General features: G+C 43.4%; 14 protein-coding genes. 12 read left to right on the plus strand and 2 right to left on the minus strand.

Translation table 11 applies throughout. The features are described from left to right. The first annotated feature begins 46 nt into the window (after window positions 1–46). On the plus strand, window positions 47–643 hold the full coding sequence (locus tag PLF31_03200) for a hypothetical protein (protein HRH26446.1): 597 nt from the start codon (window positions 47–49) through the stop codon (window positions 641–643). A gap of 72 nt (window positions 644–715) precedes the next feature. Here PLF31_03200 and dnaE read toward each other — a convergent pair whose 3' ends face one another. Continuing rightward, on the minus strand, window positions 716–3,961 hold the full coding sequence (dnaE, locus tag PLF31_03205; GenBank protein HRH26447.1) for a DNA polymerase III subunit alpha: 3,246 nt from the start codon (window positions 3,959–3,961) through the stop codon (window positions 716–718). Between the two features lie 54 nt (window positions 3,962–4,015). On the opposite strand from dnaE, the gene PLF31_03210 reads away from it, so the two are divergent. Genes PLF31_03210 through PLF31_03230 form a run of 5 tightly spaced genes read left to right on the plus strand, consistent with a single transcriptional unit; the run spans window position 4,016 to window position 8,891 of the window. Next, window positions 4,016–4,642 carry a ribonuclease HII gene (locus PLF31_03210; GenBank protein HRH26448.1) on the plus strand — a complete coding sequence of 209 codons (627 nt, stop codon included), beginning with the start codon at window positions 4,016–4,018 and terminating at the stop codon, window positions 4,640–4,642. A gap of 50 nt (window positions 4,643–4,692) precedes the next feature. Further along, complete coding sequence (gene rpmF, locus PLF31_03215) at window positions 4,693–4,959, plus strand: 50S ribosomal protein L32 (GenBank protein HRH26449.1); 267 nt, start codon at window positions 4,693–4,695, stop codon at window positions 4,957–4,959. A gap of 33 nt (window positions 4,960–4,992) precedes the next feature. Then, on the plus strand, window positions 4,993–5,895 hold the full coding sequence (nusB, locus tag PLF31_03220; GenBank protein ID HRH26450.1) for a transcription antitermination factor NusB: 903 nt from the start codon (window positions 4,993–4,995) through the stop codon (window positions 5,893–5,895). Window positions 5,896–5,899: 4 nt separating this feature from the next. Beyond that, window positions 5,900–6,613, plus strand: coding sequence for a ribonuclease III (rnc, locus tag PLF31_03225; protein ID HRH26451.1), 714 nt, complete (start codon window positions 5,900–5,902; stop codon window positions 6,611–6,613). Between the two features lie 7 nt (window positions 6,614–6,620). Further along, the gene (locus PLF31_03230) at window positions 6,621–8,891 is read left to right on the plus strand and encodes an AAA family ATPase (protein HRH26452.1); all 2,271 of its coding nucleotides are present in this window, start codon (window positions 6,621–6,623) and stop codon (window positions 8,889–8,891) included. A 1-nt stretch (window position 8,892) separates the two neighbouring features. On the opposite strand, the gene rnr is transcribed toward PLF31_03230, so the two are convergent. Further along, window positions 8,893–10,896, minus strand: a complete 2,004-nt coding sequence (gene rnr / locus PLF31_03235; GenBank protein HRH26453.1) for a ribonuclease R — start codon at window positions 10,894–10,896, stop codon at window positions 8,893–8,895. A gap of 110 nt (window positions 10,897–11,006) precedes the next feature. Here rnr and PLF31_03240 point away from each other — a divergent pair, with 110 nt between their 5' ends. The 6 genes from PLF31_03240 to PLF31_03265 form a co-directional block, all read left to right on the plus strand. Continuing rightward, window positions 11,007–11,510 (plus strand): hypothetical protein, encoded by a 504-nt coding sequence (locus PLF31_03240; protein HRH26454.1) that lies wholly within the window; start codon window positions 11,007–11,009, stop codon window positions 11,508–11,510. A 120-nt stretch (window positions 11,511–11,630) separates the two neighbouring features. Beyond that, window positions 11,631–11,990, plus strand: coding sequence for a 30S ribosomal protein S16 (gene rpsP / locus PLF31_03245; protein HRH26455.1), 360 nt, complete (start codon window positions 11,631–11,633; stop codon window positions 11,988–11,990). A 91-nt stretch (window positions 11,991–12,081) separates the two neighbouring features. Further along, complete coding sequence (locus PLF31_03250) at window positions 12,082–12,387, plus strand: KH domain-containing protein (protein HRH26456.1); 306 nt, start codon at window positions 12,082–12,084, stop codon at window positions 12,385–12,387. 128 nt (window positions 12,388–12,515) lie between these two features. Further along, window positions 12,516–13,004 (plus strand): hypothetical protein, encoded by a 489-nt coding sequence (locus PLF31_03255; GenBank protein HRH26457.1) that lies wholly within the window; start codon window positions 12,516–12,518, stop codon window positions 13,002–13,004. 108 nt (window positions 13,005–13,112) lie between these two features. Continuing rightward, the gene (locus PLF31_03260) at window positions 13,113–13,793 is read left to right on the plus strand and encodes a tRNA (guanosine(37)-N1)-methyltransferase TrmD (GenBank protein ID HRH26458.1); all 681 of its coding nucleotides are present in this window, start codon (window positions 13,113–13,115) and stop codon (window positions 13,791–13,793) included. 57 nt (window positions 13,794–13,850) lie between these two features. Further along, the coding region (locus PLF31_03265; GenBank protein ID HRH26459.1) for a hypothetical protein at window positions 13,851–14,790 on the plus strand (940 nt) is incomplete at its 3' end.

The following is a 14,790-nucleotide window of genomic DNA, read 5'->3' on the forward strand; positions in this document are numbered from 1 at the left end:
TCGTCTTCGGATTGAGCATAGTACTGTAGCAATAAGGAGCTACATAATGACAGCCGATATCCAAGGATTGGGTACGGGTCGTTCGTCCTCGTCACAGATTCAAGGAACGCAGCAGATGCGTCGACGACAGGGGTCGAACAGAGTGCAGCAGTTAAAGGTGGCCCAGCAACCATTGGGTCAGGAAGGAGGTTCGGTTGATGCGCTGACAGCGGCAATCAATGCCATCCAGCTAATGGGGGGCAAGCGATGGGAGGTTGGCGTAAGGCCCAAGCCTATTGCCGACATCACAAAACGGGTTGCCGATGTGGTGAAGGCAAGAAAAATGTCTATGATCCAATTTCCACAAATCGGTGGTTACGTGGATCCTCAGCACATCTCGCAGGAGCTCAAGGAACGTATGGGCATTGAAAAATGCGGTACGGTTACCGAAGCACTTCTGTGGCTTACCGAACCGATCAACTTCAATCACTACTTCTCAGAAGACAATCGTCAAAAGATGATTGTTTGTGCGGGAAGTGTGTACGAAGACGGTACGGTACCTTGCGTCTTGATTGGTACGGGTCGCGATCAGCCGTATTCACTGAAGTTCTTGGTCACTGAGAGCTCTACCGTTAACCGTTTTGGGTTTGGTTTGCAATACTAATGCATTCGACAGTACGTCGGGTGTAACAATTAAATACAATACCACAAGTCTCTCGGATTCTTGTGGTGTTTTTTATTCACCAACTAATACTGGCTCAGGTTGTGTGTTGGCTGGTTGTTGCCCAAGTTTTTTAATCTTATCAACCACAACAGAATGTATTCCGTTTCGCATAGATAGTCGTCCTTTAATCGCGATACATGTATCAGGAACAATAATCTCAGCAAATTCCTTTGCAAGTTTTGGAAACACGACCGCTTCAATCGAGCTTGTATAGTCTGCAATTTTTAAGAAAAACATCTTGTCACCTTTCTTTGTGAGAAATGGATTTGCTGATTCCAGTAAGCCGTAGACAACTGCTTGCATTCCTTCACGCAGGTTTTCCTTAATATCTTTAATAGTCATTTGAGACTTCTTCATTGCTTCACCGTGCATATCAAGTGGGTGACCTGAGATATATAAGCCGAGGAGTTCTTTTTCCCATACAAGCTTGTCAGGAAGTGTCGCTTCATCAGCTGAAACCATGCGGAGACTGTCTATTTCGCTTCCTGCAAACGCTTCACCAGAAAATAAACTGTCATGTTGTTTTCCGGTACTGTGTTCCTTGTGATATTCGAGTAGGTACTCAAGGTTTGCAAGCATTTTCCCTCGCTCTGAAAAGGCATCTAGTGCTCCCGCTTTGATGAGGGATTCGAGGGATTTTTTATTGAGATTTTTGTCTGTTACACGCTCAAGGAAATCAGCGAGGGATGCAAACTGGCCACCACGTTTTCGCTCTTCAATAATGGCAGCTGCAATTCCTTCTCCGAAGTTTTTGATTGTTGTTAGTCCGAAACGGATCTTGTCTTTTCGTTCGCCAGCAATAACAGTCTCACCTTTGATGGCGGCAAATCCTGTGAGACTTTCGTTGATGTCTGGTGGAAGTACTTCAATACCCATACGTTTACACTCAGCAATAATTTCAGCGATCTTTTCTGTGTCTCCCGAGTCAGCAGTGAGTACGGCACTCATATAGATTGCAGGGAAGTTCGCCTTCATATATGACGTTTGGTACGCCACACGTCCATAACTCGCTGCGTGGGCTTTGTTAAATCCGTATGCAGCAAACGGTTCGATCAGTTTCCATAGTTGGTCTGCTTTTTCTTGTGTCATTCCATTTTCAAGAAGACCTTTCATCAGTTTTTCTTTCTGGGCTTCCATTTCTGCTGGAATCTTTTTACCCATTGCCTTACGCAACTTATCAGCTTCAAGCCATGAGTATCCTGCGAGGTGAATGGCAATTAACATCACGTCGTCTTGGTATGTAATAACCCCGAATGACTGAGAAAGAATATCCTTCATTCGAGGGTCGAGGTATTGAACGAGAATTGGTTTGTGTTTTCGTTCAATATATTGAGGAATAGATTCCATTGGACCTGGACGGTACAAAGCCACCATGGCATTAATATCGTGGATTGAGGATGGTTTAAGTTCCTTAAGAAATCGTGTCATTCCTGATCCATTCAACTGGAAAAGACCAATCGTTTCTCCCTTTGCGAGCATGTGGAATGTCTTTTTGTCATCGAGTGGAATATTTTCAATATCAACATGGATTCCTTCCGCCTCCTCTACTCTTTGGACCGCATCAGAAAGGATGGAGAGGTTCTTGATTCCGAGGAAGTCGAACTTAAGAAGACCAGCATCTTCAACGGCATGCATATCAAACTGGGTGATAATTTTTGCTTCACCTTTTGTATCAAGTTGAAGTGGAGTGAAATCGGTGAGTGCAGTTGGGGCAATAACAACACCAGCTGCATGCACTGAGATGTGTCGTGCGCAGCCTTCAATTTTCTTTGCCATGTCGATGATTGTTCGAGTGTCTTCGTCCTTGTCGTATTGCGCTTTTAGGTCCGGAGTCGTCTCAAGTGCTTTATCGATAGTCATTGGGAAACCCTGTGAGCCCATAGGAATGAGTTTTGAAATGCTGTCAGCAAGTGCGTACGGGAATCCCATGGCGCGTGCTACATCACGAACTGCTCCGCGAGCCATCATGGTTCCGAATGTTCCAATTTGTGCCACTTTGTCTGCTCCATATGTACGCTTGGCGTACTCAATCATTTCGTCACGTCGGTTATCGGCGTAGTCCATGTCGATATCAGGTGCTGATGGTCGTTCTGGGTTTAAGAATCGTTCAAAGGGGAGTTTGTATGCAATTGGATCTACATTTGTAATACCGGCAAGGTATGTGACAATCGATCCAGCAACTGATCCTCGAATAGTCGTGAGAATTTTGTTCTCATGGGCGTGGCGCAAGAGGTCTGATACTACAAGGAAGTATGGTGCGTATCCTTTGTTTTTAATAACATTTAGTTCGTACTCAATACGTTCCTTTACTATAGGGGTCAATTCCATTTTTCGTCGAGCAAGACCTTTTTCATATACGATGTATCGAAGTTCGTCGTCGTATGAGCGACCACTTTCAACAATGTACGCTGGGAATCTCCATGCGCCGAGGTTGAGTTTCACTTCACATTGGTCAGCAATTTTTTTGGTGTTTGCAATTGCTTCAGGAATATCCGCAAACAATTTCTCTGCTTCTTCACCAGTAATGAAATGAAACTCTCCGTCGTTTCCAAACTTTCTCTCACTTGAGTCACCTCCACTTTGAATCGAGAGAAGGGTGGTTCTGGCAGGTTTGTCTTCTTTTGAGAGGTAGTACACGTCTTGTGCTGCTACAAGTTGGATGTCGTGTTTGCGTGCAAATTCTATAGTTTTCTTAGTTAACTCATTGTGGTTTTCAATTTCAGGGTGGTGGGTAATTTCAAGGTACGTATCGTCTTTACCAAAAATTTCAATGTAGTGGTTCAAGGTTTCGAGTGCCTTTGCTTCGTTGTTGTTTTTAAGTGCTTGCTGCACTTCACCGGAAAATGATGGAAGTATTGCAATCAATCCTCCGATGTTTGCTCGAAGTACTTCTTTGTCTATGCGGGGCTTGTAATAAAAGCCTTCAAGGTGTCCGGCAGTTACAATTCTGATGAGGTTTTTGTACCCATCGTCAGTCTTTGCAAGGAGTACGAGTCGGCTCCATTTGTTATCTACGCCGTGCTGTTTGTCGTGTCTCCCTCGTGCTGCCATATATGTGTCACTTCCAAGGATTGCTTTGATCCCAGCGTCTTTGCACTCTTTATAGAATTCAATTGCACCGTACAAGTTACCGTTATCAGTGAGAGCGAGCGCGGTCATCCCTGCATTTTTTGCAGCTTCTACAAGGTCAGGAATCTTTGGAAGGGCCGCAAGAAGTGAGTAATGGCTATGGGTATGAAGGTGGACGAAATCGCTCATGTGCTGACATTATAACTCATGAAAATATCCCATAAAAAAGGGTAAAATAGGGCCATGAAAAGCAAGGGTAACTTCCGTCCGGAATACATAATTGGCATCGATGAGGTTGGGCGAGGACCGCTTGCTGGTCCCACCACTGTTGGTGTCTCTGCTGTATGTACGTATGGCAAAAAGCCACCTGTACTTACGCTCGCAGACGACTCAAAAGCAATGAGTCCTGAAATGCGTGAGTATATTTTTGCTGAAGCGACACGAGTGAGAAACAAAACGGTGTGGTTTGAAGTGTCCTCTGTTGCAGCATCTGTAATTGACACTGTCGGAATTAACAAAGCAATTTACCAAGCAATGGTGAGTGCGTTAAAAAAACTTGAGGCACGTGGTATTGGTCCACATAATTCATTTGTATATCTTGATGGAGGATTACGTGCACCCGAAGGGTATCATCAAAAAACAATTATTAGAGGAGACTCAAAAGTGAAAGTAATTTCACTTGCCTCCATTGTTGCGAAAGTTACTCGAGACCGATTGATGGATCGAATGGGTAAAAAATATGCTGCATATGGCTTTGGTCAGCACAAAGGATATGGAACAGCGGGGCACAGGCAGGCAATCAGAGAGTTTGGTCTTTCTAACATCCATAGACGCTCTTTTTGCTCCCGTTACGGCCAATCTCAGGCGTAGCTTGCCAGGAAGCTAATTTATGTTATGATCTGACGACTATGGTAGTACGAATGAGACACACGCGGTCACAGACCGCTAGCCGACGAAGCCACCACGCGCTTACAGCTGCGTCACTTTCACTATGCTCAGAATGTGGAAACGCAAAGCTTCCTCACCGAGCATGTGCAAACTGCGGTACATACGCAAAGGGTAAAAAGGTGGAACTTAAGAATTCAGCAGCAGCACGACTAGAAAAGAACAGTCAGAAAAAGGAAGGCCGAAAAAGTGCAATTGCAGAACGGGCTGAAAACGCTGGAAAGGTTGAGGCTGGCAAATAGCCAAATCCTAGACTTTTAGTACAATATATTTATATGTCCAATCGGCACCTTGCACGGGCTGTGGTTCTACAGTCATTATACGAATGGGATTTTAACGACACCCATCCGATTGAGAATTTCTCAGACATGATCGCCCGTAACTCATTGGACTTTGCTCCAGGAGTTGGACAGCAAGCATATATGGAAAAATTGACTGTAGGTATTGCAGCCAAGAAAGCTGATCTCGACCAAATTATTGAAAAAGCCGCACCTGAGTGGCCAATTGATAAAATTTCAATCATCGACCGAAACGTGCTCCGTGTCGGTCTCTATGAGCTTCTATTTTCTGACCGAAAAGAGGTTCCTCCAAAAGTTGCCATTAACGAGGCAATCGAACTGGCAAAAACATTTGGTGGAGACACGTCTGGAAAGTTTGTAAACGGTGTACTTGGTGCGGTCTATAAAGAGATTGGTGAGCCAGGTAAAGATGAAGTATCAAAAGGCAAAATTGACCTCCAATCACTGCCTGTTGAGAAACTAGGTGGTGCTGTTGTGTTTTCTATTAAAAAGGACACTGGTGAGGTGTTTTTGGCCCTTGTGCACGATGTATTTGGTCGTTGGACACTCAGTAAGGGTCATCTTGAGGAAGGAGATAAGGACGAGGATGGTACAGCACGAAAGGTTAAAGAAGAGCTCGGAATCGATATCAAGGTTCTTGAAAACATTGGTGAGCATGAATATATCGCATCAAACCCAGAAACTGGAAAGCGACGAAAGCATGTTACATATTTCCTCGCTCAGGCGGAATACAAGGAATTAAACCTAGAAGAAAAGGGTGGACTTGATGACGCTCGTTGGTTTAAACTCAAAGATATTGTTGATTTAAATTTCTACGATGATATTTTGCCAATAGTTACCAAAGCAGTGAATTTGATTGTCGAAAAATACGCAGCATAGTCCTATGAACTCAATTTTAGATGAACAATCAGCGCTTACACTAGAGAAGTCGCTTTCATACACCTTTAAAGATAAGTCACTCCTACTTAGATCTGTGACGCATCGTTCGTATGTAAATGAAAACCGAGAGTCAGCAGCATTGGGTCACAATGAACGACAAGAGTTCCTTGGAGACGCAGTCCTTGAACTTATCGTCACTTCATATTTATACGAACATTTTCCAGAAAGCCCAGAAGGAGATTTAACGGCGTACCGCTCTTCATTAGTTAATTCAGACACACTTGCGCAAGTTGCCTCAGAACTTGGCATGGGAGAGAGTCTCCGTCTCTCCCGTGGTGAAGCAAAAGATGCAGGTCGTGCTCGCACATATATTTTAGCGAACACATTTGAAGCAGTACTTGGCGCTGTATACCTTGATGGTGGATATGAAGCTGCAAAAGCAATTGTACATACGCACGTACTTCCGAAACTTGAAGCTGTACTCGCAAATAAGAGTTGGATTGATTCCAAGAGTCTTTTCCAGGCACGGGCGCAAGAGTTTGTTGGAAGCACTCCTTCGTACCGAACCACAAAAGAAACAGGACCTGATCACGACAAGAAATTCACTGTAGGAGTATTTATTGGTACCGAACAAATCGCAACTGGTGAGGGTAAATCAAAGCAAGAAGCAGAGCTTGCCGCAGCAAGAAAAGCACTAGAAGAGAAAGGTTGGTTATAATAGTGACATGCGACTCGCATCACTAGAACTCGTTGGGTTTAAGTCTTTTGGAAAAAAGACTACTCTTACCTTTGAAAGTTCTATTTCCGCAATCGTGGGTCCAAACGGATCGGGTAAGTCTAATGTTGCTGAAGCTTTCCGGTTTGCGCTTGGTGAACAGTCACTTAAATCACTTCGCGGAAAGAAAGGAGAAGATATGATCTACAACGGTGGAACCGGTGCAAGTCGTTTAAATCGTGCGTCAGCAAAGCTAACATTTGATAATGGAAACAGAGTCCTCCCAATTGATTTTGACCAGGTATCACTTGAGCGGGTGGTGCACCGAGATGGTCTCAATGAATATTTTATAAATGGTACTCGGGTGCGTCTAAAAGATGTCACTGAGCTATTAGCTCACGCAAATATTGGTGCCTCAGGGCATCACATTATCTCCCAAGGTGAAGCTGATCGGATTTTGATGGCTTCATCAATTGAGAGACGCGGGATGATTGAGGATGCGTTGGGACTAAAGCTATTTCAATACAGAAAACGAGAAAGTGAGAAGAAACTTGAAAAGACAGAAGAGAATATTGAACGAGTAGAATCACTCCGACGTGAAATCGGTCCGCATATTTCATTTTTAAAAAAGCAGGTAGATAAACTTGAAAAAGCTGCTGAGTTACGAAAGGAGCTTGTAGATAAAGCAGTAACATATTGCACCCAAGAAGCGGCATATCTTAGGCACGCTCGAAATATACTTGATACTGAATATACGGGGCCTCATGCGGAATTACAAAAATTGACCGAGCGAATTCATCATGTGCAAGCTGATATCCGCTCCAGGCAAGAAGGAGATGCACAGAAGCAAAAACATGAGCATACAATTGCGCATGAAATGGATGCTGAATTAAGAAGTCTGCGTTCAAAATCTGAGGCATTTCGACAAGACATTGCAAAAAAGGGTGGAGAAATTAGCATCCTTTCCCAGATGTTAAAGCGAGCTGAAGATTCTGCTGCTTCAGAAAGTAGTATCACAATCAGCCGAAATGAATTGACACATGTTGTTTCAACTATTGAATCAATCGTAGGTCGCTTGGAACACGCAGCTGATCTTTCGGCTGTAAAAGAACTCTCACGACAACTAACCGTTGCACTTCAAACCCTTCACGAGAAAGTCTCACTGACATCAAGAAATCGAGAAGAAGAAAAATCCCTCCATGAACAGATTGAGCGAAAAAATGTTGATATTCAAGTGCTTCAACAAGAATTAACTTCTGTAGAAAAGGAACGAGAAGAGTTAGAGGCAAAGGTAAAAGCTACTGAAAAGGCAGAAGTACAGTCTAGCTATGAACTTCTTGCGCTGGAGCGTGAGATGGTTTCGCTTCAATCAGAAGTAGCTCGATTGCAGTCTGTTGTTAGTCAAACTGCAGTAAAAAAGCAGTATCTTTCGGATGAGGAGGCGATGTTTAAACAAGACGTCACTGAACTTGCACACTTGTGTGGTAGACAGGTTTTGGAATATGAACAGCTGTCATCTGGTATTGAAAAGTCGATATTTGAGGACAGAGGTGCACAGAAAGAAGCACGACGAGCGCTTGAAAGAATGCGTATGCGTATCGAAGACGCTGGTTTGGGTACTGGAGATGAGGTTATAAAAGAATACAAAGAAACGTCAGAGCGAGATGAATTCTTAAAGCGAGAATTACAGGACTTAGAGATGTCCAAAACGTCACTCTCTGGAATGGTTAAGGAGTTGGACAATGAACTTGGTCGCAGGTTTACCGAAGGAATGAAGAAGATTAACGATAAATTCAAAGAATTTTTCACCCTTATGTTCGGAGGAGGAGATGCAAAGCTTTCTGTTGAACAGAAGCAAGTAAAAACGTCTGCTGACCCGGAAGAAGGTGAGGAGGTTCCTCTTGAAGTTCTTGATGAAGAAACACTTCCTGGAATCGAAGTGTCGGTTTCACTCCCACGAAAGAAAGTGAGTGGCCTCACCATGCTTTCAGGAGGAGAGCGAGCGTTAACATCTATCGCACTTCTCTTTGCACTCTCTCAGGTTAATCCACCACCATTTATTATTCTCGATGAAACTGATGCAGCGCTCGACGAATCAAATTCTCGAAAATATGGAGATATGATTGAGGCACTCGCAAAACACTCTCAACTAATTTTAATTACCCACAATAGAGAAACAATGTCTCGCGCAACTATTCTTTACGGAGTGACAATGTCGACAGAAGGATCATCCTCGGTACTTTCAGTGAAGTTTGATGAAGCAATTCGAGTAGCGAAATAAACTATTCTTCTAGTTTTTTGACGATTGCGTAATCAAGTGTTCGGTCTTCAATGTTTGCAGAAACTACGCGGAATATAACTTTGTCTCCAAGTGAGTATGTCTTCTTCTTGTTCATTCCAACAGCACGCATCATACGCTCTTCAACTGCGTAATAGTCGTCAGTAAGGTCTTTAAGACGTGCCATACCTTCAGATTTTGTTTCTGCGTCTTCAATGTAGAGTCCCCATTCACTAATTCCAGAAATGACACCAGTAAATTCTTGTCCGATAAATCGACTCATGTACTCAACTTGCTTCATTTTGATAGATGCTCGTTCTGCATCAGCTGCTGAAATTTCTTGGAGGGTTGATTGTTCCGCAATGCGCATCAATCGAGCTTTGTCTTTGTGCTCACGACTAACTTTTCCATCGATGACCGCCTGAAGAAGTCTGTGTACTTCAAGGTCAGGGTATCGTCGAATTGGAGATGTGAAGTGTGTGTAATATTGGAATGCGAGACCATAGTGTCCAGTATTTTCTGTTGCGTAAATTGCCTTTGACATCGCTCTAATTGTTGCGGTTTTAATGAGTGATGCTTCCGGTTTTCCTTCGAGTTTTTGGAGAACCTGTTGGATTGCACGGGGGTCTTCTTCAGCCAATTTTACGTTCAAATCATAGCCAAGTGCCTTGTAGAGGAGTAACAAGTCAGCCATTTTTTCTTTTGTAGGGCCTTCGTGGATTCGGTACATTCCAGAGGCTCCAAGTTTTTTGTGTGCGGCAGAAATATGTTTAGCAACTTCTTTGTTTGCAAGAAGCATTAAGTCTTCAATAAGTCGGTGTGCTTCAAAACGAGTTTTTTTCTCAACTCGAAGCGGGCTACCATTTTCATCGAGTATAAACTTAACTTCTTCAGTATCGAAATCGATTGCACCTTCACGCATTTTTTGTTCACGAAGTTTGCGGGTGATGCGAGAAAGTACCCCCATTTCTTCAGCAAATTGTCCGGCCTGGTTTACGATCACTTCTTGCGCATCTTCATAGCTGTAGCGGTGCTTTGAGACAATTGCAGTTCGTCCAAACCAGCGAGAGAAAATCTCTCCATTTTCATTCATCTCAAATACTGCAGAAAATGCCCGGCGTTCTTCGTATGGATTCAAGCTACAGAGGTCATTTGAAAGTACCTCAGGAAGCATGGGGATTACACGGTCAACCAAATATACAGATGTAGCGCGCTTCTGTGCTTCGTCATCAAGTGCAGTGCCAGAGCGCACGAAGAATGATACGTCCGCAATGTGAATTCCGATAATATAGCGAGCTTCACCGCTTGGATTTTGTTCACTTTTTCCTACTGGTAATTTTTCAACTGAAATAGCATCATCAAAGTCCTTGGCGTCCTTGGGGTCGATGGTAAATGTGACAGCTTTTGTAAAATCTCGTCGTGTTTTACGCTCACTCTCGGGAATTGTTCGTTCTTCTGCGTTAATTTTTGCAGCGTCACGTTCAACAGCAGGAGGGAAGATTGCCTGGATGCCTTTGTCGATCATCAAAGACTGAATTTCAGCGTTATGGTCACCTTTGTTTCCAATAACTTGGATGATTTCACACATCGGTGGTTGCATTCCGTTCTCCCATTTTGTAATTCGGGCAATAACTTTTTTGCCAAGCGCAATATCTTCTGTTGGATAAAAGAATGTGTAAATACGTTTGTCGTCGGCAACGAAAATTTTCTTCCCTTCGTATTCTTTGGTGTATCCGACGTGCTGTATTCGTGCTCTTTGAATAATGCTTTTGACTTGAGCAAAGCGTTCCATTACTTTCGGGCTTCTTTTTTGTGGGACAGGTGAACCCGGTTCTAATTGGTACTCAATAACGTCCCCAGGGAGGGCAGTGTTAACAAATTCTGGCATGACAGTGATGCGTACTGCGTCGTTTGCTTGAAATAGCTTTCCTTTAGGTATTTCAGCACCGTCTTCAATTGGAATAATGCGGCCGTAGCCCTTGTTTATGGTAGTTATAACTCCTCTCATTGGACTACTCTAACAGACATGGTTAATTAAGGGAATCTGTGGCATAGTAGGCACGGGTATTTGTTCATTCTTTTTTTACTGAGTTGTGTAAAACCACAGAAGGGAGACGTATGGCTGTTTCAGAAACCACACAAGGATGTCGTGGAATCATTACTGCTGAGTCTCGTGATGTCTTGGCGCTACTTTCCAATCCGGCATGGAGAATTCACCCCGCACTTGTCGAGTATCTCATGCGGGAGCATACACGAGGTGTGTTCCATCAAGAGCCACTGGTAGCTCATTGTGTTCCATACGATCGGTGTATGTTTCGGGGCACAACTGTAGATACTTCAAACCTGTACTTTGTGATCGATGGCATATGTTACCGGTCTCCAAGGAATGTGTTTGAGGTTTTGTTGGGGGCGATGAGTTTTTCGCTACAAGGTCGTCCATGTGTCGCACTCGGTCCTGTAATTGAAACTTCCACTTGTGTCGGCATGCCAACTGAAGCATACATGCCAATGTTTTGTTCATCTGATGGACAAAGGACTGAGATAGGTCTTGTGACCCACCGTCGTAGTCGAAATCGATTTCATATGGAAGGAGGGCAATTTCTTGCGTTTGAAGTCTCATAACACCACCCTCCGTTTCTCAGCAGTTACTCGTCACACTCATTCTCCACCATTGCCGCCTATAGGACTCCCTAAGGCGGCTTTCTTTTGACTGAATCATAGAAATACTGTAGTATGCGCTCCATGCTGAAAATAAGACTTCAAAGGACTGGCCGAAAGCACGAACCTACCTTTCGCGTGGTGTTAACTGAATCAACTAATAGCACCAAGAGCGGACGATACCAGGAAGTGCTTGGATCACATGATCCTCGTCACCCTGACGCAACGGTTCTTAAGGAGGATCGTATTAAGCATTGGATTGGACAGGGTGCCCAGGTTTCTGGAACTCTTCACAACATGCTTGTTTCTAAAGGCGTTATTGCTGGAAAGAAAATTAACGTTCTCCCTAAGAAGCGCCCTATCGTAAAGGAGGGAGCTGAAGCTGCTGCACCTGCACCAGTCGCTCCTGTTGCCGCTGAGCCTGAAACTCCTGCTGCTGAATAATTTAAAAACAGTGGAAAAGCTGCCACCACGTGGCATCTTTTTGCTATACTAATTAGTGCAGTTCTCTGCATTACCCATAAACCGCAACCATATGAACCCAGATCAGCAATTTCTTGAGCAGGTAGTGAAGGCACTTGTAGATAACCCAGGAGATGTAAAAATTGACCGCACAGTTGATGAAATGGGAGTACTTCTCACACTTTCCGTAAACCCTGGAGATATGGGAAAGATTATTGGCCGGGCTGGTAATACCGCCAAAGCCATCCGTACACTCCTGCGTGTGGTAGGTATGAAAGGCAATGCACGAGTAAACCTCAAGATTAACGAACCAGAAGGTGGTTCACGTGAACATACTATGAAAAGTGTGGATGATGCAGTTTCTGACTTGGGAATGTAAATAACCTTACATGTTTGAAAAGGGCACCCTCTGGTGCCCTTTTCTTTTTATAAAAATGTGTTATAATATATATAGAGTACGTTCACATATAATCTAACTTGCAGCAATTGCTGCGCACGGAGGCTACGATGAGCAGTGGAAAAATTCTCGCAGAACGAGTAGTTGGCCTGAGTGGTTGGAGCTTTCAAGCAGTAAAAATTACTGTTGACTGCTTTATGTCACCCGGGATGATGGTTGTTGCGGGTGAGTACGATAGTGCAGATGTCATTAGTAACAACACATTTGAAATTCAGAGGAGTGGGGCACGGCAAATCGAAGTGTCACTTGTGCTGCCGGGACAGGAACTGGGTGAATTGACTGTAACGTCTTGTTTGGATGAATACAGTCTTGTTCCCGGAAGGATTGAGCATTTACTGGCTCTCGGCGCTCAGCACCCAGATATTCAGCGAAAATTTCCTATCGTCGCGTTAGGCTCAAAAACTCGTACGGGAAAACCGCGGGTTGGCATGCTGAAAGCACAAGAGATCAAAAGGACTGTCTACCGGGAGTTTAAGTTAGTACATCGGAACATGGTTTTCCCGGCTTACAGTGCATTTTTGGCCATTCCAAAGCCATGATACGAGTAAAAATATGTGTATAACCGCAGTAGCCAGTGGCTAGTGCGGCTTTTTTAATGCGAATAATGTTATTGATTTTTTACACAAATATGGTATAATATGTTTTCAATGAAAAAAGTTCGACCAACAACATTTCATATCGTTTCGTTATTTCCTGATGCTGTTAAGGCATATGTAGGGGAATCTATCCTAAAACGAGCAATCGAAGACGGAAAAATCCGTGCTTTTTTCTATAACCCAAAAGAATTTGCTGATCGGTCAGCAATGGGACTCTATGAGCGTATTGATAAAAAGCCATATGGAGGAGGTCCTGGTATGGTAATTCAAGCTGAACCCATACTTCGTGCTGCAGCTGCTGCAAAGAAGAAATTTTCTAAGAAACGTGGTGATAAACCATTATATATTTTCTTCTCTCCACAAGGAAAACAGTTTTCTGCACCTGACGCACAAATAATTGCAAAAAAATACTCTGACATTGTCCTAATTTCAGGAAGGTACGAAGGAATTGATGCTCGGGTAAGAAAAATTCTCAAGTCAGTTTCATATTCAATTGGTCCGTATGTTTTAACTGGTGGTGAGGTTCCATCAATGATTGTTATTGATGCTGTTGCACGACAAATTGAAGGAGTTTTGGGTGACTTTAATTCTCTTGAAGATTCACGTGAAGCAAGTGATGAGGTGTACACCCGTCCAGAGGTCTTAAAAGTGGGTAAAAAAAGCTATAAAGTCCCTAAAGTTTTGCTTTCCGGAAACCATAAAAAAATTGAGGAGTGGAGAAAGGAGCATTAGCTCAAAATACGGGGAAAACTCGGGGTCTTTTCAATAGATTATTGCTATGATTAAGGAGTGAAATCGTATATTCGGATTGCGGCATTTTTAGTTGCAATTTTATTTGCAACCCATACACCTGTATACGCTGCAGATTCTATAGGAATCCGAGATGTTCTAAATGCTTCAATTGAAACAGTAGCTGAAAAAGTTTATTGTTTTTTTGCGCCATTATTTGGTGAAGAATATACGTGTGAAAAAGATCGAGTGCCCGGTGTTACAACTGGAATAATTGTTGACCCGGGAGAAGTGGTTGTTAAGTTGCCAACACAACAGGTTACTCCGGTTGAACCATATCCATTTGTTGTAACACCACAAGTACCTGAAATTGTTGAGCATTTTTATAATACTGAGACTGTTCAAATTATTCGTGAAGTTAGTGTTCCTGGAATTACACGTGAAGAAGTGTTGGCACAAATTGACGCTCGCTTTAATGAATTAACTACAGCTTCAACTTACAACTTATTAAACCGTCGCTTAGAATCACTTCGAGAAGATGTGGGAGACAGAATCTCTGATTTAAGTGGTGATATCAATAATTTGGAGGACGATCTAGAGAATATTGATTTCGATGTAGACCTCTCGGCAGCACTTGCTGTTACAGATACAAGTACTTCGTCCATTGCTGGACCGCTATCGCTTGCTCAATATATTTTGCTTGAGTCGGTTACGTCACCAGCTGATACAACTAATTCGTTATACAACGACGGGGGTGATTTGTACTGGCAGGGTACTTTACTTGCTGGGGGAATTGTTGGTACTTGGGACTCAAATGGCACTGATGTGTATCGATCAACAGGCAACGTCGGCATCGGCTCAACCACCCCAGGATACCTCCTCTCAGTCGCAGGAACTTCACGCTTCACTGGAGCATCAATCTTTGACTCAACAGTTAACATCACAGGCCAAACCACCCTCGCCAACGCCTCCTCAACAAACTTCACCGTCTCAACAAACT

This window comes from Candidatus Paceibacterota bacterium, assembly GCA_035438625.1.
Lineage (GTDB): Bacteria > Patescibacteriota > Minisyncoccia > Phycocordibacterales > DAORIS01 > DAORIS01.

Coding starts and splice junctions, on each gene's coding strand:
- rpsP (HRH26455.1), top strand. CDS start 11,631: ATGCTGAAAATAAGACTTCAAAGGACTGGCCGAAAGCACGAACCTACC.
- PLF31_03200 (HRH26446.1), top strand. CDS start 47: ATGACAGCCGATATCCAAGGATTGGGTACGGGTCGTTCGTCCTCGTCA.
- PLF31_03260 (HRH26458.1), top strand. CDS start 13,113: ATGAAAAAAGTTCGACCAACAACATTTCATATCGTTTCGTTATTTCCT.
- rnr (HRH26453.1), bottom strand. CDS start 10,896: ATGAGAGGAGTTATAACTACCATAAACAAGGGCTACGGCCGCATTATT.
- PLF31_03240 (HRH26454.1), top strand. CDS start 11,007: ATGGCTGTTTCAGAAACCACACAAGGATGTCGTGGAATCATTACTGCT.
- rpmF (HRH26449.1), top strand. CDS start 4,693: ATGAGACACACGCGGTCACAGACCGCTAGCCGACGAAGCCACCACGCG.
- PLF31_03250 (HRH26456.1), top strand. CDS start 12,082: ATGAACCCAGATCAGCAATTTCTTGAGCAGGTAGTGAAGGCACTTGTA.
- rnc (HRH26451.1), top strand. CDS start 5,900: ATGAACTCAATTTTAGATGAACAATCAGCGCTTACACTAGAGAAGTCG.
- dnaE (HRH26447.1), bottom strand. CDS start 3,961: ATGAGCGATTTCGTCCACCTTCATACCCATAGCCATTACTCACTTCTT.
- PLF31_03230 (HRH26452.1), top strand. CDS start 6,621: ATGCGACTCGCATCACTAGAACTCGTTGGGTTTAAGTCTTTTGGAAAA.
- PLF31_03210 (HRH26448.1), top strand. CDS start 4,016: ATGAAAAGCAAGGGTAACTTCCGTCCGGAATACATAATTGGCATCGAT.
- PLF31_03255 (HRH26457.1), top strand. CDS start 12,516: ATGAGCAGTGGAAAAATTCTCGCAGAACGAGTAGTTGGCCTGAGTGGT.
- nusB (HRH26450.1), top strand. CDS start 4,993: ATGTCCAATCGGCACCTTGCACGGGCTGTGGTTCTACAGTCATTATAC.